This window comes from candidate division KSB1 bacterium, from assembly GCA_022562085.1.
GTDB lineage: Bacteria > Zhuqueibacterota > Zhuqueibacteria > Oceanimicrobiales > Oceanimicrobiaceae > Oceanimicrobium.
Window position 1 is genome coordinate 1 of the sequence record JADFPY010000041.1, and the last position, 21,780, is coordinate 21,780.

Sequence of the window (21,780 nt, forward strand, 5' to 3'; positions counted from 1 at the left end):
GACCGGGTCCTCGTTGCGCAAACGTCGAAGCGCTTTAAAAGGTCCAATTACGACTTCGTTACCAACTTCTAACCCTGAAATCACTTCAAAAAAGCGGTCACCCGCGATGCCGGTTTTTACTTTATGAAATGTAACTTTACCATCATTAATCACAAACGCTCCTTGTGATTCTTCTTCCTTGGTCATATCATTGGCGGCTTCGGAGGTTCGGCGTCTTCGTGCTCTCTTCTTTTCTTGTTTGAGCTCCGAGGGTTTCCGCAACGTTAGCGCCTGGATGGGTACGGCAATGGCTTTCTCGCGATACCCGGTCGTAATTTCAGCTTTACAAGATAAGCCCGGACGAACATTAGGAATCGTTTCGGTTAGTTGAACGACTACTTCAAAGCTGGTAGCCTGTTGTTGAGAACCCAAACTTAGAATCGGACTGTGACCGACTTTCGTCACGACTCCTTTAAATGAGCTGTCCGGGTAGGCATCTACTTTGATAACCGACTCATGGCCCACTTGAACATTCACAATATCGGTTTCATCGACTTCGATCTCCGCTTCAATTACGGAGAGATCCGCTATGGTTAAAAGTATAGTCGCCGGATTATTAAACGCGCCGACAAAAACATTCTCACCCTCTTCGATATTACGCTTGGTTATCACACCGGAGACATCCGCATGGATATTTACCTTGCTCAGCTCATGACGCGCTCCCAACAGCATGGCCTGTAGACGCATGATTTCCTGTTTCCTTGCCTGGGTTTGCAGCTTCTGTACATCGTGAGAGGTGCGAGATTTTTGCAGGACGTCCTCAGAAGTCAGGTCCCTTTTAAAAAGTGTCTCCTGACGATCGAGCTCCACTTTAAGCTGTCTTAGATTGGCCTCGTCCAGCTCCATATTGGCCCTGGCTGCGGCGATACTGGCCTCAATCTGCCGCACATTGGCTTCTGCAGGTGTCGGATCGATCTGCATTAGAAACTGACCTTTTTCGACAATATCACCTTCGTCGACCGCCACTTTAACCACCTTGCCGCTGGTATTGGCGCTAATATCGACGCTGACTTTAGGTCGAATTTTCCCTGAAGCTGAAACAATTGCCCGTAATTCCCGCTCTTCTACTTTTTGCGCATCTACTTTTGTCGCACTTTTTTGCCGCTGTCGCAGATTGGCGACGATCATGATCACAATAACCACACCGACCCCAACTGCAATCCAAAGTTTTTTATTTTTAAGATCCATTTTTCTCCACACTATTTATTGGCTGGAGGTAAAGAATGTTTATGAAAACATTCCGCCCAGAGCAGACGCAACCACAGCATAAATAAAATACACAATTCCAACGGCTCTGGTTATTTTTTGAGTTTTCATTTTATAGATTACACCTAACCCGATAGAATAAACCGCAATCCACCAGATTGTAAAAATATCAATTTTTTGCAGAAATCGATATAAAAATGTGTTCTTGGATTCTTCCGACATGAACGTTGCCAAAGAAAATGAAATCTGCATCGTTTCCTGGGAGAGAACAAGCGGCAGCATTACTAACCCCGCAAGACTAAAAATCAGCCATGACCAAGCAGTGACACTCAGCACTTTTTTAAATGAGGTTTTGCCGCCAAGAATAACATTTCCGACAAACAAAAAAACTCCCGATACGATAGCTAACATGATTGGAGGGCCGATTATTGTAAAGACCCAGATGGAGATAGGAGTCCATTTTTCCACTTGTGCAATAGCTTGATCGATTTTCTCCGGATCCATGCCACGCTCGACCATCGCTTCTTCTTGCTGTACCAGGGTTTCCTCTAAGATGATATCGTTGGCAAAATAAACGAAAACCAGGTTGACTGCAAGCACTAGAGCCAACGGAACAATCCAGGTCGGGCTTAAGTCAATACTGGCAAAAGTCTTGGCAGGCGATGTAAAGATTCCCACAATTCTTTGAACGATAGTGAGCTCTTCTACCTTAGGACTGTTATTTATCTGAATATCGTTAGACATGATTTCCTCCTCCCTTAAAACCGAGATTTTTTTAGGTTAGATGACTAGCGTTTTGTAAAACGGTGGCGCTCATGCCAATCGCGACTATCGCATAGACAAGAAAAGCCAAAAAACCAAAAACGATCAGCAACAATGATAGGATGTTCCAATTAAACAGAACCCTCATAATCAAACGAGATCGCAACCACATTATTGACGAACGAATCATAGGATTTGACCAAATATCAGACAGAGGGGAACAAATATTGTTCCCCTCTGTTTGTCTTATATCATCATCGCTTAAGATATGCACACGCCGCCATAAAATAGATCTGGACGAAAATTGCCTTCTTGAACATTATTTGCAATATGATCATTGCTTGCCGATATTAGTCTGAAGTCGACAGAAATATCCTTGCTACCACCAACTCTTCTAATTTTCTTATCTTCTAAGACAGTCAACAGTTTTGCTTGTAAAGACCCTTCTAAATTTTCAATTTCTTCTAAGAATATCGTACCTCCATTTGCCCTCTCAAATATACCCGGCTTAGTTTCCATAGCATTAGTAAACGCGCCTTTCTCATGTCCAAACAATTCGCTTTCTACCAAATTTGAAGGAAGGGTTGCACAATCTAATTTGACAAATTCACCGGAAGCTCTCCCACTTAACCTATGGATTTGTTTAGCAAACAGCGATTTGCCTGTGCCGGTCTCTCCTTCAATCAATATAGGAAGATCGGATTCCGAAATTGCTTGCAGACTTTCCTTGATTTTATTCATAGCTCTGCTCTTCCCAAAAAGAAATTTCGCCATAGACAACCCTCCACAATAAAAAACACAACACAACGAACAAATCAAATATATCTATCCAAAACAAATTTTTAATAAATCGGGAGACGTAATTTTAAAAGGGCTATTTCAACAAAAAAAATGAGTGAGGAATTATAAAACTAACAAAAAATTAATTTAGACGCAAGAAAAATTTAGAAAATCGTAATATTTTAAACAGAAGCTACGCCTCCAAAATCGTCCCCTGCACCAATTTCTCATAATAATCGATGCACTTGCGGACATACTCCCTCTTCTTTGCATATCGGTCAGGGAAAAAGCTGCGTTTAAAGCCATACACAATTATGTTTTTTAAAGTCCTGGGATTCATGTCAAAATTTTGCAGCACCAGCTTGATTTCGTTTGTAACAGTGGTCTTGCTGACCGTTCGGTTGTCTGTACAGATGCTGGTACTGAGTTCCCGCTCGATCATTTTCTTGAAAGAGTGCTGTTCAAGGCTCTTGAGTGCCGGGTTGGTTTGCAAGTTGCTGGTCAGGCAGACTTCAATGGTAACCCGGCGATCGGCAATGTACTGGCTTAGCTCATCAACATACTTCTCTTTGTCGGGACTCGAATCGTCATCAACTTTAGTGGCGTCGAACAAAAACAGGCCGTGACCGATGCGTTCGGCATGACATTCTGTGATTGCTTGAAAAATAGAGGAAGGTCCGTAGGCCTCCCCGGCATGAACTGTTTTGGCCAGAAAATTTTCGTGTGCATATTGAAAGGCCTTTCGGTGATCCTTTGCAGGGTTGCCTTTCTCGGCTCCGGCGAGATCAAGTGCTACAATGAGCACGCCGAGTTCGTCGCGAGTTTTTACGGCGCCTCGAGCCAATTCGAGAGAACAAAGCCCCACAATGTTTTTCATATCTGAGTAAACCAGTGAATTGATGAAGTTCGCATAATACTCTGAATAGGGGCCGAATGCTCGCAAGGCACTCACGATGATTCCATAATAAAACGGCGGCTCATAACCCGACCTAACTTCCGGACGCAGATTAAATTCTTTCTGAGCGCGTTCCAGTCCCTTGTCGACACTGGCAATCACCATTTTCATGTCCATATTTTTATTGATGTGCAACTGCGGTGCAAACCGCACTTCGATGTAACGAACACCCTCATTCTGATTGTCCTGGGCAAGTTCATAAGCGATTTGCTCTAAGTATTCAGGCTTTTGCATGACCGCGCAGGAGTAGCCAAATGTTTTCAAATACTCTTCGAGATTTGCATAATTATCTTTGAACACAAGTTCGTTTAACCCCTCAACTGTGGCGCTCGGCAGCTCAACATTCTCTTTCTTTGCGAATTCAATCAGTGTTTGCAAACGAAGTGAGCCGTCTAGGTGCACATGTAAATCGGTTTTTGGAATTCGGTTAATAAGTTCGGCGAGATCTTCTGTGTATTTTATTTTATTTTGTTGAGGCATTTTGGGATCCTTAATAAACTAACAATTGTATTTCATTTTTCTAAATTAACTCGCTTTAGAAATCCTCACCGCCGTTCGTTTAAAAGCCGGCGTCTTTGATTGCGGATCCAGCACACGCGGAACAATCTCATTCGCCTCCGGATAGTACATTGCCACATTGCCTTCCCGAATCGGGGCTTCTATCAACTCGACAGCCATTTCACCAATTTCACTTTCTACATTCACCCAGCCACCCTCGTGGAATTCATTTGAAGTAATGTCTTTTTCATTCATGAATACAACTTTTCGATGTTCCACCCCGCGGTATAAGTCTTCATCTTCATAAACTATTGTGTTAAACTGACCCTCAGAACGAAAAGTCATTAAGTTGAACTCGCCGCCCTTTGGCCGGGCATCCGGTACTGCAAAAATTGCTAAATTTGCTTTTTTATTTTCAGTATTGAAATTAGGCATGTGTTTAATTCGCCCGCGGACAGTGAATTCTTTTCCGGTATCCAGTTGATCGATGGCATCCATTTGGGGGACCGTTTGGGCGATAAATTTGCGAATTTCGTGGTGGTCCTGCAGCTTAGACCAGGGGATGGGATTTTCGCCAAACAGCTCTTTTCCTACATACACGAAAATTTCGCTTTCCGATGGTAAATCATCTGCCGGTGGCTTTTGACCGCCGGCCGATAAACGCACAAAATTGAACATGCTTTCTTGCGAGGTGCTTTGTTTTTCTTCATCGCGGGCACGTACCGGCAAAATCAAACTGTTTTTCCCGTGTCCGGAAATATGTCCCAGGTTAAGCGTGGTACTCATAAAAGCCGTAAAGTTGATTCTTCCCAAGGCTTCACCGGACCAATTGAGATCAGGATTCGCGCCGTAAAGATTGCCGCCAACGAGGACAGCAAAATCTATCTCGTCATTGTGCGCCGCTTGCATGCAAGCAAATGTGTCCTTTCCTGAAACTTCAGGCACATGAATGTTAAGCTTGCTGAATAATGCTTCAGCCATTTTCGGTTTAAGCTTAGGCACAACCCCAACAGTGCCTATCCCTTGCACGTTGCTGTGACCTCGAATTGGTAAGAGGCCAGCGCCCGGCTTGCCAACCATTCCTAACATTAAGGCTAAATTTGCAATGGCGCGAACATTTTCTACACCATGCACTTGATGGGTAATTCCCATGGCCCAGGCGTAAATTGTGTTTTGTGATTCGATGAGATAATTACAAAATATCCGTAAATCCTCAAAAGAGATACCGGATTTTTCAAGCAGCAGTCGCAAATCTTCCGATTCTAGATCTTTTAGAAACTTCTCAAAATGATTGCAGTGACTGGCTAAAAATGCTTGATTGCATTTTTTTTCCTGCCAAAGATAGACTGCAGCAGCTTTAAGAAAAGCAAGATCGCCGCCGCAATGAGGCTGCAGATAAAGACTCGCGATTTCAGAGCCAAAGAAGAGTGACCGTATTTGGCTGGGTACATTAAAACGCTGCAACCCCAGTTCTTTAAACGGATTTATCACAATCACTTTGCCGCGGCGGCGGCGCAATTCTGCGAGGTAAGTCATTAAGCGCGGATGATTGCTGGCGGGGTTAGCGCCAATCAGAACCACTAAATCGGCTTTTCTAACATCTTCCAGAGAAACAGTGCTGGTACCCCCACCTAAACTTTGAGCGAGACCCACTCCGGAGGCCTGGTGGCAATAATAAGAGCAGTTGTTAACATTGTTGGTACCCCATTGACGTGCCAAAAGTTGAACCAGAAAGGCAGCTTCCATTGAAGAACGGCCGGAGGTATAAAAAAAGCTGCGGTCGGGAGTCACAGCTTGCCAATTTTCAAGCAATTTAGTAAGGGCATCTTCCCGGCTAATTACCTGAAAATGAGTAGCTCCTTCTGACAAAAAAAGTGGATGAATCAAACGACCCAGGGACTCCAGATCACGACCGGTAAATTTAGAAAGATCATCAATCGAGGTGTTTTCAAAAAACTCGGCCGGAATACCGGCTTGCATATCCTGGGCCTGCGCCTGCATGGATTTTTTGCAGACCTGAAAGCCTTGCCCAAGTTCATTACGCATTCCCCCGGAAACCCCGCCCATGCCAACCGCACAGGTCTTGCAGGTGTTCGAACTCCTCAAAGCACGATAAAGTTTGAACACGCCGCCGGCTTTTTTCCCCATCCGAAAAGAATATCGAATAGCCGGCCATCCTCCCCCGGATTTGACTTTGAGTTTTGCCATGAATTATTTCTTAACGATTTTTTAGAAAATAGCCAATATAAGAGGAAACTAAAATAGTATATGCTGTCATTTTTATTCAACCCCCTCCTTTTTTATTCGTAGTTCATAATAAAATAATTTAAGTACTAAAAATTTTGATTATGTAGTAGGGCCGCTCCGGCTCCTCGCCCTGAAAAACGGGGCGAGGGATCCTGCGCGGGCTCCAAGCGCCTCCTCCCGACTTCATTATTATATTATTTAAGGAAAGTCGGGACGGGGTCGCTCTCCGCAACGTTGCTTTCCTTCCCAAGCGGAGCTTGGGAAGGAGGTAGTGAAAAACTGTCATTTTGCAGAAGCCTATGCTACAATTAACAAAATTTCTCCTTAACCTTCAACCAAAAAATGAGTATTGAGATTAGTCAGAGTTATAAAATCAATTTAGACTTGCATCATAAGATTTCAGTTTTTATTTTACATGACTCAAAACATTCATTCCCAGGAGGTCAAAATGGAAGATTATACACCACAACAACTAAAAAAATGGATACAGGATCTTTTTGATCCTGATACCTCAAAGGAAGAATTAGAACGTAATGCCATGACGCTTGCCCACATCCGCCAACCGGAAGCTTTACGCGCACTTGAAGAATTTCGAAAATCATCTCGAGGAAAAGAGGTAGAATGGATTGGTTGTGCAATTGATGAATGTGTTTTCGGGTTGCTGTCGCCTGAAAACGAACGCGAAGAAAAAGACTACGTCCGTGTAGAACTTTGGCAGCGTTACGAAAATGAGATTATTGAGATGGAGGGTAAACTTGAAGCGGCGGAAGATAGAAAAAAACAACTGGAAGTTGAAAAAGAATTTTTGCAAAACATCGAAGATCACGCCCCTGAAGGGCAGCCCAAATTAACTGTAATGGGAAGTCTTGGTGGAATAGACAATCTCATTTGTCTTGAAGAAAATAAAATCATGAATCTCAAACTTGAAATCGAGGGACAGGAATTTCTTCTTGAGCAAATTGAAAAAGCCATTGAATCCCCTTTTTATCGCAAGTATGGCAAGGATCAAATCGGGGTGGAAATTCATCGGAATTCTGAAGCGTGGGTGGAAGAAGACATGGACGATGAGTTACCGTTTTGAGGTTTTCTATGGACTCTAATTCTAATAAAAAGCAAATGGACGACCCACTCCAACCATAACTGAAGAAAAAATCCGAGAAGCTGGCGGCCAAATTACTTTTGAGCGGGCTTTTGAGTATGTTTGCTCGGAATATGTTAGTAAGCGCATTGTTTGGCCATCCATTTGTGAAGTGCGCGCTGAGGTGGATGGTAATTATGGAAAATATGTAACCGGATTCTAACCGTTGAAAAATGGGATCACCCGAACGTTTTGTTCCTGTCCCGCGGAAAAGCAGTTCTGCAAACACGCCGCAGCCTTGGGAATCACCTGGGTGCAGGATCCGGAAACATTTTTCAACATGGAGTCGCTGCCAGAAATGCTTAAAAAGAAATCGAGGAAGGAGCTTGAAGAATTGATTATGCAAATTATTTATAAACGAACGGAGTGCCTGACCCTGTTAGGCATCGAGGGATTTGCGGAGGATAAAAAATACGATAATGATGAGTGGTTTGATGAAGACGAGTATGGTTATTAATATTTGTGAAAAAGTTTTTTAAGTCTGTTTAAGGGTCGTCACTCTTTTCTTGTTCAACTCTCCTTCCCCAAAACGGCCACCCTGTGAAAGTCGTAATCAATAAAACCAGGCCTGCCTACAAGCGTGACAGATGCCCACAACTATGTCACAAAATCTGACATACTTTTAAGAGTTTTCTAAAAAATTACGAAATAGAAAAATATCGTTTGCGCATTGGCACATTTGTTTCTATATTTAAAGACTCTCAAATTGTTAAACCAGCCGAATCAGTCGTTAATCGTTAAGACAACTTCCATAGGAGGAAAAGCATGGGGCATAGCCTTAAGAATATCTCTATCTTGATTATAACCATAGCAACCTGGCTTGCTCCACTGTATTTACCCGAAACCATCCATGCCCAAAACGAAGAAGAATCCGACCGAAGCTTTCTTTCTCTCTACAAAGAAGCGGCAGAGAGGTATCATAGAGAAGAATTCGATGAGGCAATTCAACTGGGAAATATTATTCGTGAGCGCTATCCCGATGAACCTGCAGGTGCTTTTGGTTTACTGACGTCCTATCAAACAATCATGAGAAATTATCGGGTGAGAATTTATGAATCAGAATTCGACAGCCTGCTGAATCTCTCGGTTAAATTAGCTAAAAAAGCGGTCAAAAACAACAAAAAAGACGGCAGAAATTATTTTTATTTAGGGTGCGCCTATGGATCGAGATGCGTATTTAAAGCGAGGCGCGGCGAATGGCTGGAAGCTTTCAGAGACGGATCGCAAGTTCAAAAAAACTTCAAGAAAGCAATAACATATAGTCCGGAATTTTATGATTCTTACTATGGTCTGGGACTCCAAAAATACTGGTTGAGCGCCAAATCAAAAATCTTGAGAGCTTTACCTTTTGCCCGGAACAACCGACAGCAAGGAATTGAGTATGTTAAGCTTGCGGTGGAAAAAGGCCAGTTCCTGAATGTCGATGCAAAGTATGGGTTGGCAGCAATTTATTATAACGAAGAAGAGTTTGAAAATGCTCTTGAAATGACGGATCACCTTTATGAATCGTTTCCCAACAATCCGACTCTTCTTTATCGGCGGGGAAGAATTTATCAGAAACTTGAAAGATGGGCTGAAGCCAAAGAAACTTTTAATGAACTTGACAAAGTGCTCAATGCAGCGAAATACCAAAGTGTAAGCTACAGAGTAGAACTTATGTATCAAACTGCAAAATGCCAATTCCATCTAAACGATATGCTCGAGGCCCAAAGACTTTGCAAAAAGGCCATCGATCTTGAGAAGGAGTGCGATTTTTCAAAAGAAATGGACGGCCCGTTTGAAAAATTTTCTGAAATCAAAAAAGAACTTTTTGAATTGGCGGATAAAATCAAATCAATTATGATCTCGGAAGCAAATAACACTACAAACAAGTAACTATCTTCCAAATTTTTAGTAGGTATTAAAGTTGCTAATATAGTAAACATCTTCCGCAAATAAAATTGCCATCCCTCTCCTGAATTTTACTCATCCCGTCAATCTAACCCCTTTAAAATCAAGACTTATTTTTTCTTTAGGCGTTTTATTTCAATGGCATAGCCTTTGCTTGTTTCGATAAAAATTACACGGGCTTTTAATTAAAACAATTATTGGAAAAATCTATGCCATCCTTAAAACTTGTCTTGCTTTTTTGCCTTTTTCCCGGGCTTTTAATAATTACTGGACCTTCGTTTGCGCAGGAGAAGGGCACAGGTGACTTGGAAGATTTTGCAGACGACTTTGGAGAAGAAGAGTCGGGCAGCGATTCAGACACTGAAGAATCGGCAAGATTCTTCCTATGGCTTTTCTTTGAAAGCTTTAGTGAAATTTCCCAATTGTGGGGAGGCACGCCTGAAACCGAGTTTGGACCGTTTCCATCTCATCCTTACGCCGGAGAAAATGGTTTCATGAGCCATTCGGATGATTATCGAAGCTACTTTTTTAATACCGAGTTCAGTTACCACCAAGTCCACCGAAGCAATGTCAGAAGTTTTATGTTAAAATGGGAAACCCAATTTGTCCGCAGCAGCAAATTGGCTTTTGATGTAGCCTTTTATCAGGAAGATTTATTTGAGAACGGCTTTCGGAAAACAAAAGACCAACTTACATTTTGGGGAATTCGCTACGGCCATTCACTTTATCGTTCGCCGCAAATGATTTTGAATCTCGAAGGCGGCTTCAGGGGATTTCATAGAAACCGGGCTCACGGCGGTCCTGAAATCGCTGTAGACTTGCAGTTCTTTCCTAAAAAACCTTTGATCATCGAAACCAGTTTAGCGGTCGCTTATATCAGCAATGCACCTCTTTATACTGTAGAGGCCAATGCCGGAATTTTATTTGGCCGATTTGAAGTTTTGGGCGGTTTACGAATCCTCAAGAACAAATCATCTGACCTGCTGGACGGATTCAAAGTTGGCTTGCGTGTTTGGTATTAGTATTCCCACTGTGGATGGCGCCTCTGTAATCTCAGTTTTTACGAGCAAAAGTAACTAAGACAAATGAACTAATAGGCAATACTTAGTATCTTTACAGAGTATCGTTTATTAACGTGGAGGAAGGAAAGAATAAATAAAATAAACAAAGTTTCCTGTTTGTTTCTAATTTTTGCTTTTTTCTTTGGTTGCAAGGAAGACAACCCAACCGGACCTTTGGCTGAAGATTTTGCTTTTCCGCTTAAAATCGGCAATAAATGGGAATATGCAAGAACGTTCTCTACTTTCAATATTCGTGGCGATACTACTGGTATTAACTTAGCTCCAACCATTGTTGCTAACTTGGTATCAGAAATTGTTAGAATGGATACTTTACCTAATTCTGTGGAAACTTTTGTGTTCCATACGACCGAGACCTTTGAAAATCTCTCTTTTAAATTTGAAGACGATAGCTATTACAAAAATCAAGCGGACGGTCTTTTTCTGTACGCACACTCAAATCCAGTTGCCATACTTTTAAAATCAGCTGTAAAAAAGCAGCTCTTGTTTCAAGACAGATATTTTAGTAATATCAGAGAAATTCTATTATTTATTGAAAGAGTAGTTGTAAATAACATCACAACGGCAGATACTTTGATTATCGAGGACCCCCCATTCAAAAGTTTGCAATATCCCCTGGAAATTGGCTCACAATGGATTTACAGTACTAACAATTTCGCTACAACAGAAAAAAAGGTGTTAGGAAAAGAAAAAGTTGAAACTCCTGCTGGAGATTTCGATTGTATTAAAATCCAGTGGATTATAGACTTTGGTAGTGATATTGAGTTTTTTGATTTTATTTGTTCAAAAGGGCTGGTAAAAAGGAGCGTAATAGTAAAAGATATCAGGGTTACAACCCCAGACAATCCGGATGGAACAGGAGTTCTTTTTGACAGCAAAGATGAGTTTGAGGTAATTAATTTTAATTTAGAATAAAGTTAATCAAAACTTGTTATTCTCTCTTTATCAAAAGGGTAATAAGAAACTAGTTCGAAACTGGTTTAAAAAACCAAAGAGACAGTATATTGCAATCGCAAAATAAGTTAGGATTGAGGAGAAGACGTTTATTTGCCCCTACTCCACTCCGGTCTTTCCTTAGCCTCAGCTTCTTTTGGGCGCTTGACAATCTTGATCTTTAGTGTTACATTGTTTTAAAACTCCCAGTAAAGTCAATGAAAATTGTCGCTGATATTCATCTCCACTCTCATTTTTCCCGCGCTACAAGTAAAAATCTCAATTTAGAATATCTCAGCAAATGGGCACAGCTCAAAGGTGTCCATGTCGTCGGCACCGGCGACATCGCCCACCCGGGCTGGCTGGCAGAAATGAAAAAGAAGCTTGAACCTGCTGAAGACGGACTCTTCCGCTTAAAGGAAGAATTTGCAAAATCAATCCAGACTGAGGTTCCGAAAAGCTGTCACGGAACGGTTCGTTTCATGCTTGCGGGAGAAATCAGCAATATCTACAAAAAGAACGACAAGGTCCGAAAAATTCACAACGTTGTTTTTATGCCTTCTTTCGATGCGGTGGAAAAATTTCAAGCCCGGCTTGAAAAAATCGGCAATATTCGGGCGGACGGTCGGCCGATTTTAGGACTTGATTCCCGGGATTTGCTGGAAATTGTTTTAGAAACCGATCCGCAAGGTCACTTCATTCCGGCACACATCTGGACGCCCTGGTTTGCACTTTTTGGCTCGATGTCCGGCTTCGACTCAATAGAAGAATGCTTCGAAGATTTGACCGGGCATATCTTTGCCCTGGAAACCGGACTTTCATCTGATCCGCCCATGAATTGGCGGCTCTCAGCTCTGGATAATTACACGCTGGTTTCAAATTCAGATGCGCATTCGCCACCGAAATTAGCGAGAGAGGCAAACGTTTTTGATACTGAACTCTCCTACCCTGCGCTCTTTAATGCTTTAAAGACCGGCGACCCTAAGCAATTTCTCGGTACAATCGAGTTCTTTCCTGAGGAAGGCAAATACCATTATGATGGCCATAGAAAATGCAAAGTGCGCTGGGATCCTAAAACAACACTAAAACACAACCGGATTTGCCCGGAATGTGGAAGAGAAGTAACGGTAGGCGTGATGCACCGGGTAAACACCCTGGCTGACAGAGCACTCGGAGAAAAGCCCGCAAAAAGTCAACCCTTCAGGAATCTTATTCCTTTACCAGAAATTTTAGCAGAGGTTTACAGTTGTGGAGTCAACACGAAACGAGTCAATGAAAGCTGGGAGTTTTTGCTCTCAAAGTTAGGTCCTGAATTACATATCCTGGAAGATGCACCGTTGGTGGAAATAGAAAAATTGGGCGGCTCACTTTTATCGGAAGGGATCCGAAGAATGCGCAAAGGTGAAGTGCAGATTGCACCCGGATACGACGGAGAATATGGCAGCATCCGCCTATTTGAAGATCTGGAACGCGCAAAATATTCCAGCCAATTGGGATTTTTTGAAGAACAGATCAAAGGTAAACCCAAGTCAAAACAACAACTAAAAATCTCCGACAAGACCGAAAGCCAAAATTACGGCACCTCCGCGATCTCCAAAACATCAAATAAAAAAGATAGCCAAAGTGAGCAAACTTTCCCAAAGAATAATTTACTTAAAAAAAAGGCACCAGTTGAAAAAGATCAGTTAGCTTTAATAGAATTAAATAGCCAGCAAGAGGCCGCAGTCCTCTGTATTGATAAACCGGTTATCATTGTTGCCGGACCGGGTACAGGTAAGACTCGAACACTCACCCACCGCATTGCCTATTTAGTAGGTAAAAATGGAATTGAGCCACAAAACATTCTTGCGCTCACCTTTACAAACAAAGCTGCGCAGGAAATGCAGGAGCGCCTAAACAAACTATTAGATTTCGGCAAAGCCAACGAAATGACCATTGAAACATTTCATGCTTTAGGTGCGCAAATCTTAAGACAGGATGGGCATCGAATTGGCGTTCCCTCAAATTTTTCCATCTGCACTGAAAAGGATCAGTTAACGGTTCTAAAGAATATAACTTCTGGATTGAAAGAAAGGAATCTCAAGCAAACGCTCGAGGCAATTTCGAAAGCAAAAAGCCAACTTCTTACTCCGAAAAATTCCGATGAAAATTTATCAAACGAATTTAAGAATGTCTATCAAAAGTACCAGTCAGAACTAAGAAGAAATCACATGTTGGATTTTGATGATCTGATTTTTTATCCTGTCCAGCTATTTCAAGAAAATTCAAAATTCATAGAAAAGTACTCAGCCCGTTTCAAATGGATTTCAGTTGACGAATATCAAGATATCAATTTTGCTCAATATCAATTGCTGAAGCTCCTGACAAGTGGCGAGAGCAATCTCTGTGTAATTGGGGATCCTGATCAAGCAATTTACGGATTTCGAGGTGCAAATAAAGAATTTTTTCTAAAATTTCAAGAAGACTTTCCCAATGCAATAACGGTTGCCTTAAATCAGAATTATCGTTCGAGCCAAACCATTTTGAATGCTTCTTCTCAATTAATCTCAAAAAATCCCGAACGGAAAAATGTTGATATCTGGTCTGGAATCATTAGTCAAACCAAACTGGAAATTTACAGCGCACCGACTGACAAAGCTGAAGCGGAGTATGTCGTTCACGAAATAGAAAAAATGGTAGGCGGCACGAGCTATTTCTCTCTTGATTCCGAAAGAGTGATCAATGAAGCTGTGGATGCTCAGGCAACTTTCAGTGATTTTGCAGTGCTTTTTCGTCTGAATGCGCAAAGCAGATTATTAATTGAAGCCTTTCAACGCTCGGGAATTCCGTATCAAACTGTTGGGGAAACTCCATTTTATGAGCGAAAGGAGGTTAGTCAAATTCTGGATTATTTAAAATTACTAAACAACCCGACCTCAGATTGCCATAAAAAAAGTGTTCAGAACAACAGAGACCGAAAAAACAACGAACTCAACTTTTTTAATCAAAATAGTAATCTAAATGCCATAGAGGTTATTGAAAAAATCATTGAAAAATTTTATCCGCCAAATTATTTTGATAAAAATGAAAAGTTAAAAGTGCTACTTAACCAGCTCTTTTTACGATGCAAACCATTTGAAAATCGATTGAGCGATTTTCTGGACTCAACTGTGTTGCAAACAGAAACTGATGAATACGACCCAAGGGTCGATAGGGTTACACTAATGACTTTGCATGCTTCGAAGGGGTTGGAGTTCCCTGTCATTCTTATAGTCGGCTGTGAAGAAAATTTGATTCCATATCAGAAAAAAGGTGAGGACTTAGACCTCGAAGAAGAACGCCGCCTATTTTATGTTGGCATGACCCGTGCTCAGAAGAAACTCATTCTGATGAATGCCAAGAAACGCTTTCTGTTTGGGAAGCAATGTGAAAATAGTCCGTCCCGTTTTTTAAACGATATTGAAGAGGCTCTTAAAGAAATAAAGCAAAGAGATTTCAAGAAGAAAATCAAAGAAATGAAAAAACGTAATCAACTAGATTTATTTTAACTTTTGGATAAGGAATATAAGTCTTGACAATTTGTAACTATGTTAGTAAATTTACATGCAAACTTGGAAAAAGGAGTCAGCCATGCATGACAAGATTTTACAACAGCTTTCAAACAGGATTCAAACTCGGTATAAAAAAGGATTTAAGATTACAACCCGAAAAGCGGTTGCTTTCTCCTTAGTTTTACATCTTTTTTTGGGCATTGCACTCGCGGCTATGAATAGAGACAAAATTGCTGGCCTTATGACAGCAAAAGAAGAGAATATAGAATTTGAGCTTGTTACTCTTAAGGATTTGGATTTGAAAAGTAATACCAGTCGGAAGGGAAATCTTCAATCAAATTCTTCTTCAGCTAAGAAAGCAGGAAAAAAAGTTGGGTTGTCTTCAAGCACCAGTAAAAAATTAGTAGCTGAAAATGTGAACGTCAATAAAGAAGCTGTCATGTTAGCATCGCTGGCAAGTTTAAGCGAACTGCAAGAATCCTTTCAATTTGTAATACAGGAGCTCTCTGTGGACGAAGAAGGCATTTTTACGCCAATTCAGGGCGATGTACCTGATACGAAAGTGATTGCGGATGGTTTAGTGAATGCCAAAGGCTTTGGAGGTCGCAGGGGAATCATCTCGATTTCGGGAGGCGGAAGTGGGAAATGTCCTCCCAGACCCAGACCTTGAAAAATTGAATCCTTTAAAAAAAGGGTTGCTTATTTGAAGCAACCCTTTTTTATCTTATCAATAACGGCTGATTAGTTCAGCTTTTCAAGTTGTGCAAGTACCTTTTTCACCTTAACCGCCCTTTCATCTTTCTCTGGTACTAACGTTACAAACTTTCGAAATTCCTCGACTGCCTCGTTAATTTGCTTAGATTTCTGGAGTAGCACAGCCAAATTTAAATGGCTGGAAGGATGTTCCGGATTGTTTTCAATCTCCTGCCGGTAGGCTTCAATCGCTTCGGAAGATTTCCCCTGTTGATCGAGTATTTGTCCTATCTGGAAATTTGCCAGTTTTCTTTTTGGTTCTAGGTTTAGGACCTTTTGATAATTTTCCAGCGCAGCTGTTGTATCAGCAAGCAAATAATTCACTTGAGCTAAATTCATGTATCCTTCAGGAAGAGTCGCATCAAGCTCAGTTGTTTTGATAAAGTTTTCCAAAGCTTTTTCGTAGACATTCATATCCACATAAACGATGCCCAGATTCAGATATGCCTCAACATATTTTTCATCGATCTGTGTAGCTCGACGCAAAAGCCTCCTTGCTTCTTCAAACTTTTTCTGTTCACGGAAGAGTTTACCTAATTCATTGTAAGCTGCTTTGTTGTCTTTATTTATCTCAATAGCCTTTTCAAACTGCTTTTGAGCTTCTTCCAAGTCTCCGTCTTTTCTATGCAGTATTCCCAATGTCAAATGTGCTTTATCCATAACAGAGTCAACCTCGATTGCATTTCTTAGATGTTTCTCTGCTTCGGTATTATTCTCCATCTTTTCTTCGATATACGCTAAGTTATAGTGTGCTTCAGCGTAATCACTTCGCGAATTAATTGCTTCTTTTAAATTTTCTGAAGCTGAATCGAATTCCTCTAAACCGATATATGCTAGACCGATATTGAACCTAATGTCGGCCTTATCATAGCCTGGTTTCTCCGTAATAGGCTTCAACTCCTCTGCTTTATTAAGCTCTTCAATGGCTGTATCAAAATCATTCGTTTGCAGAAATGTTAATCCTAAAACATAATATGCTTCGGCAAATTCTGAATTAAAGTCGATTGCTTGATTTAAAAGATATCTTGCCTGAATGTAATTACCCTTTCTATGTAACTCCGCACCCTGAACGTATAGACCAATTGTTCTTTGTTTAAAAGTACGTTTTGGAGTTGAGGCACAATAGCTGAACAAAACCATTACTGCAAAATAAAAGCCCAACTCCCGAGCAAACTTTCTGAAAAATTTCATAAATCATTTCCTTTACTTTGAAATTAAAAAATTACCCAGCGATCAACAACATAAACATTCTTTTAAGTAAATATTTCATTTATCACAATCTATTCCACGACGATAAAGAGAATCAACTCCCTGAATTGCGTACAGGATTCACCGACATATAAAATATGACTTACTAATGTTAATTTCAAATGTTTTCTACCCAATTTAATCAAAAAATTGTTATATAAGCATTTTTTGATTATTCTGATTTTTTGCTACACTATCGTATTTTCCGCTTGACATTTGTGCGAAAAATTATAAATTTAGGCACAAGAGAATAAGGGGGAAGGAAACCTAAGAGAAGGAGGTGATTGGATTGGCTGAGACAGCTTATTGTGTTAAGTGTCGGGAGAAAAGGGATATGGAAGACCCGGAAAGGGTTACTATGAAAAATGGTCGACCTGCAATGAAAGGTAAATGTTCAAAATGCGGCACCGGAATGTATAAAATTCTTTCTTCAAAATAGGAGTTTCATGTCGTAGTAAAAAAGCGGAATAATTTATTCCGCTTTTTTACTTCCTGTTTACCCATTTTCAAATTTTAAAAATATATCCTTTTATCTCCCACAAAACTTTCAATTGCACCTCGTTTTTGCTTCCGACAACTATTGCAGCCTTATTCAACTTAGCCAGAAAATTAAAAAGGGAAAAGTAAAAAAACTTTTCCCTTTTTAAAATAAAATCCCGGCGACGTCCTACTCTTCCACCCCATCTCCAGGGCAGTACCATCGGCGCTGAAGGGCTTAACTACTCTGTTCGGAATGGGAAGAGGTGTTTCTCCTTCGCTATTGCCACCGGAAAAATTTCCGAATTACAATTTAAGAATGGCTTATTGGCATATTCTTGATTTTAAACCCTTAACAATCTGCTGCTAACCAAAAATAATGGTTAAGCCTCACGGCTTATTAGTACCACTCGGCTGAACACATTACTGCGCTTACACCTATGGCCTATCAACCTCGTCGTCTCCGAGGAGCCTTTAGTCCCGACGAATCGGGAAGGGAGATCTCATCTTGGGGTGGGCTTCGCACTTAGATGCTTTCAGCGCTTATCCCTTCCGAACATAGCTACCCAGCAATGCCTCTGGAGAGACAACTGGTACACTAGGGGTTCGTCCACTTCGGTCCTCTCGTACTAGAAGCAGCTCCCCTCAAATCTCCTACGCCCGCGACAGATAGGGACCGAACTGTCTCACGACGTTCTAAACCCAGCTCACGTACCGCTTTAATGGGCGAACAGCCCAACCCTTGGGACCTTCTCCAGCCCCAGGATGCGATGAGCCGACATCGAGGTGCCAAACCGAGCCGTCGATGTGAACTCTTGGGCCCGATAAGCCTGTTATCCCCGGAGTACCTTTTATCCGTTGAGCGATGGCGCTTCCACACGCAACCACCGGATCACTAAGCCCTGCTTTCGCACCTGCTTGACCTGTATGTCTCGCAGTTAAGCTCCCTTATGCCTTTACACTCTACGCACGATTACCGACCGTGCTGAGGGAACCTTTGGGCGCCTCCGTTACTCTTTTGGAGGCGACCGCCCCAGTCAAACTACCCGCCTAGCATGGTCCCCGACCCGGATAACGGGCCTAGGTTAGAATTCTACCAAAACAAGGGTGGTATTTCAAGGTTGACTCCACGCCTACTAGCGTCGACGCTTCAAAGTCTCCCACCTATCCTACACATGCAATGCCAAAATCCAATGCTAGGTTATAGTAAAGGTTCACGGGGTCTTTCCGTCCCGTCGCGGGTAACCGGCATCTTCACCGGTACTACAATTTCGCCGAGCCTCTGGTTGAGACAGTGCCCAAGTCGTTACACCATTCGTGCAGGTCGGAACTTACCCGACAAGGAATTTCGCTACCTTAGGACCGTTATAGTTACGGCCGCCGTTTACTGGGGCTTCGGTTCAAAGCTTCTCCCGACAAGTCGGGATAACCTATCCCCTTAACCTTCCAGCACCGGGCAGGTGTCAGTCCCTATACTTCGCCTTAACGGCTTTGCAGAGACCTGTGTTTTTAGTAAACAGTCGCCCAGGCCTGGTCACTGCGACCCTTTTCAGCTCCAGACGCGAAGTCTTTCACCTAATCAGGGCACCCCTTCTTCCGAAGTTACGGGGTTAATTTGCCTAGTTCCTTAACCAGAGATCACTCGCGCACCTTGGGATTCTCTCCCCATCTACCTGTGTCGGTTTACAGTACGGTCACCTAAAACAACCTACGAGGTTTTTCTTGGCAGCATGCTTACGGTCAGTTGGTTTGGCAAAGCCTCATTTCCCATTCGTGTCTCGAAGTTAAAGTGGATCGGATTTACCTTATCCACACTCCTACGCACTTAGACCGGCAATCCAGAGTCCGGCTGACCTGTCACTTCTGCGTCACCCCTTAAGTTAACGCTTTTTGGTGGTACGGGAATATTCGCCCGTTTTCCATCGCCTACGCCTTTCGGCCTCGGCTTAGGGTCCGACTAACCCTGAGCAGACGAACTTTACTCAGGAAACCTTAGATTTTCGGTGAAGAGGATTCTCACCTCTTTTATCGCTACTCATGCTGGCATAATCAATTCCATCTCCTCCAGCAGACCTCACAGTCCACCTTCGCAGGTCAATGGAACGCTCCTCTACCACTCGTGCAAGCACGAATCCGTAGTTTCGGTGATGAACTTAAGTCCCGGCAATTGTCGGCGCAAGACCGCTTGACCAGTGAGCAGTTACGCACTCTTTAAATGGTGGCTGCTTCTAAGCCAACATCCTGGTTGTCTGAGCGCTCTCACATCCTTTATCACTTAGTTCATACTTGAGGACCTTAACTGACGGTCTGGGTTGTTTCCCTCTCGGCTATGAAGCTTATCCCCCATAGCCTGACTCCCGTAAAACAAGTAAACGGTATTCGGAGTTTGTTTGGGGTTGGTACCCTTGTGAGGGCCCTAGCCCATTCAGTGCTCTACCCCCGTCACTCTATCATACGAGGCTAGTCCTAAAACTATTTCGAGGAGAACGAGCTATCTCCGGGTTTGATTGGCCTTTCACCCCTACCCACAACTCATCCCCTAAGTTTTCAACCTTAGTGGGTTCGGGCCTCCACGACCTGTTACGGCCGCTTCACCCTGGCCATGGGTAGATCACCCGGCTTCGCGTCTACTCCACGCTACTGAAACGCCCTATTCAGACTCGCTTTCGCTACGACTACGGCTCTGAAAGCCTTAATCTTGCAACGTAAAGTAACTCACCAGCTCATTATGCAAAAGGCACGCGGTCGTTCGCAGATGTCCGAAGACAACTGAAAACTCCCACTGCTTGTAGACATACGGTTTCAGGTACTATTTCACTCCCCGCCAGGGGTACTTTTCACCTTTCCCTCACGGTACTAGTTCACTATCGGTCACAAGAGAGTATTTAGCCTTGGGTGGTGGTCCACCCAGATTCCCGCAAGATTTCTCGTGTCCCGCGGTACTTGGGAAATCAATAAGAAAGTCACCTCTTTTTTCACCTACAGGGCTGTCACCTTCTTTGGCGCACACTTTCCAGAGTGCTTCGGCTAAAAGGGTGATTTGTAACTTTCCGACCCCACCGACTTGAGGTCAAATTAATTCCCGCAACCCCCGTCTCACAACGCAGTCAGACTTTAACATGAAACGGGTTTAGGCTGTTCCCCGTTCGCTCGCCGCTACTTAGGGAATAACGGTTGTTTTCTTTTCCTGGAGGTACTTAGATGTTTCAGTTCCCTCCGTTGTCTTCACTCTGCCTATGGATTCAGCAGAGGATTTCTGGACATGACTCCAGAAGGGTTGCCCCATTCGGAAATCCCCGGCTCTAAGGTTGTTTGCACCTCCCCGAGGCTTTTCGCAGCTTACCACGTCCTTCATCGTCTTCTTGTGCCAAGGCATCCACCGTATGCCCTTAGTATCTTAACCAAAAATCATGATTAACAACAGATAGTTAAGGGTTTAAATTTGTAAATATACCTTGATTCTTAAATTGTCAAAGAACAATTCTTTTATTTAGAAATAAAAAAGAATAATGTCTTGGAATTTGTTTTTGTGGAGCTGGACGGGATCGAACCGACGACTTCCGCCTTGCAAGGGCGGCGCTCTCCCAGCTGAGCTACAGCCCCATCATAGAAAAGGCCAAGTCTTCAACCCACTCACCGACCCCACTTTATTATCGTGGGCCTAGGTAGAGTTGAACTACCGACCTCACGCTTATCAGGCGTGCGCTCTAACCGCAGCTGAGCTATAGGCCCATTTTTAAACCCTGCTCAACTCTTCGGAAATAAAAAAAGAGTGTGCCGACTCATGCTGTCAATTGAGTTCGACCTAGGAGTACGCTTAGATTCTCAGTCGAACCTAAAACATTTTCTCCCTAGAAAGGAGGTGATCCAGCCGCACCTTCCGGTACGGCTACCTTGTTACGACTTCGCCCCAGTCATCGATCTCACCTTAGGCGCCTCCCTCCCGAAGGTTGGGCCAGCGACTTTGGGTGCTACCGACTTCCATGGCGTGACGGGCGGTGTGTACAAGGCCCGGGAACGTATTCACCGTGGCGTTCTGATCCACGATTACTAGCGATTCCGACTTCATGCAGTCGAGTTGCAGACTGCAATCTGAACTGAGGCCGGTTTTCAGGGATTTGCTCCACCTCGCGGCTTAGCTCCCCGCTGTACCGACCATTGTAGCACGTGTGTAGCCCTGGGCGTAAGGGCCATGAGGACTTGACGTCATCCCCACCTTCCTCCGGCTTCTCACCGGCAGTCCCC

At 42.8% G+C, this 21,780-nt stretch carries 13 protein-coding genes, 2 tRNA genes and 3 rRNA genes; 7 read left to right on the forward strand and 11 right to left on the reverse strand.

What is annotated here, in order from left to right; translation table 11 throughout:
* From IH879_06025 to IH879_06045, 5 genes are all read right to left on the reverse strand, one after another.
* On the reverse strand, positions 1–1,227 hold a 1,227-nt coding region (locus IH879_06025; GenBank protein ID MCH7674497.1), incomplete at its 3' end, for an efflux RND transporter periplasmic adaptor subunit.
* Between the two features lie 39 nt (positions 1,228–1,266).
* Positions 1,267–1,989, reverse strand: a complete 723-nt coding sequence (locus IH879_06030) for a YIP1 family protein (GenBank protein MCH7674498.1) — start codon at positions 1,987–1,989, stop codon at positions 1,267–1,269.
* 279 nt (positions 1,990–2,268) lie between these two features.
* The gene (locus tag IH879_06035; GenBank protein ID MCH7674499.1) at positions 2,269–2,781 is read right to left on the reverse strand and encodes a sigma-54 factor interaction domain-containing protein; all 513 of its coding nucleotides are present in this window, start codon (positions 2,779–2,781) and stop codon (positions 2,269–2,271) included.
* A 199-nt stretch (positions 2,782–2,980) separates the two neighbouring features.
* Complete coding sequence (locus IH879_06040; GenBank protein MCH7674500.1) at positions 2,981–4,222, reverse strand: adenosine deaminase family protein; 1,242 nt, start codon at positions 4,220–4,222, stop codon at positions 2,981–2,983.
* A gap of 45 nt (positions 4,223–4,267) precedes the next feature.
* Positions 4,268–6,448, reverse strand: a complete 2,181-nt coding sequence (locus tag IH879_06045; protein MCH7674501.1) for an FdhF/YdeP family oxidoreductase — start codon at positions 6,446–6,448, stop codon at positions 4,268–4,270.
* A gap of 487 nt (positions 6,449–6,935) precedes the next feature.
* Between IH879_06045 and IH879_06050 the strand changes: the two genes are divergently transcribed.
* The 7 genes from IH879_06050 to IH879_06080 all read left to right on the forward strand — a co-directional run bounded on the left by IH879_06050 (position 6,936) and on the right by IH879_06080 (position 15,727).
* Positions 6,936–7,568 carry a hypothetical protein gene (locus IH879_06050; GenBank protein MCH7674502.1) on the forward strand — a complete coding sequence of 211 codons (633 nt, stop codon included), beginning with the start codon at positions 6,936–6,938 and terminating at the stop codon, positions 7,566–7,568.
* Positions 7,569–7,791: 223 nt separating this feature from the next.
* Complete coding sequence (locus tag IH879_06055; GenBank protein MCH7674503.1) at positions 7,792–8,082, forward strand: SWIM zinc finger family protein; 291 nt, start codon at positions 7,792–7,794, stop codon at positions 8,080–8,082.
* A gap of 308 nt (positions 8,083–8,390) precedes the next feature.
* Positions 8,391–9,500 carry a tetratricopeptide repeat protein gene (locus IH879_06060; protein ID MCH7674504.1) on the forward strand — a complete coding sequence of 370 codons (1,110 nt, stop codon included), beginning with the start codon at positions 8,391–8,393 and terminating at the stop codon, positions 9,498–9,500.
* Positions 9,501–9,724: 224 nt separating this feature from the next.
* Complete coding sequence (locus IH879_06065; GenBank protein MCH7674505.1) at positions 9,725–10,537, forward strand: hypothetical protein; 813 nt, start codon at positions 9,725–9,727, stop codon at positions 10,535–10,537.
* Positions 10,538–10,750: 213 nt separating this feature from the next.
* On the forward strand, positions 10,751–11,509 hold the full coding sequence (locus IH879_06070; GenBank protein MCH7674506.1) for a hypothetical protein: 759 nt from the start codon (positions 10,751–10,753) through the stop codon (positions 11,507–11,509).
* Positions 11,510–11,745: 236 nt separating this feature from the next.
* Complete coding sequence (locus IH879_06075; GenBank protein MCH7674507.1) at positions 11,746–15,054, forward strand: UvrD-helicase domain-containing protein; 3,309 nt, start codon at positions 11,746–11,748, stop codon at positions 15,052–15,054.
* Between the two features lie 217 nt (positions 15,055–15,271).
* Complete coding sequence (locus IH879_06080; GenBank protein MCH7674508.1) at positions 15,272–15,727, forward strand: hypothetical protein; 456 nt, start codon at positions 15,272–15,274, stop codon at positions 15,725–15,727.
* A 71-nt stretch (positions 15,728–15,798) separates the two neighbouring features.
* Here IH879_06080 and IH879_06085 read toward each other — a convergent pair whose 3' ends face one another.
* From IH879_06085 to IH879_06110, 6 genes are all read right to left on the reverse strand, one after another.
* Positions 15,799–17,001 carry a tetratricopeptide repeat protein gene (locus tag IH879_06085; protein ID MCH7674509.1) on the reverse strand — a complete coding sequence of 401 codons (1,203 nt, stop codon included), beginning with the start codon at positions 16,999–17,001 and terminating at the stop codon, positions 15,799–15,801.
* Positions 17,002–17,712: 711 nt separating this feature from the next.
* Positions 17,713–17,829: ribosomal RNA gene (gene rrf / locus IH879_06090) — 5S ribosomal RNA — on the reverse strand.
* A gap of 85 nt (positions 17,830–17,914) precedes the next feature.
* A 23S ribosomal RNA gene (locus IH879_06095) occupies positions 17,915–20,938 on the reverse strand.
* Positions 20,939–21,065: 127 nt separating this feature from the next.
* A tRNA-Ala gene (locus tag IH879_06100) sits at positions 21,066–21,138 on the reverse strand.
* Between the two features lie 53 nt (positions 21,139–21,191).
* A tRNA-Ile gene (locus IH879_06105) sits at positions 21,192–21,267 on the reverse strand.
* Between the two features lie 123 nt (positions 21,268–21,390).
* Positions 21,391–21,780: ribosomal RNA gene (locus IH879_06110) — 16S ribosomal RNA — on the reverse strand; the annotation flags it as partial.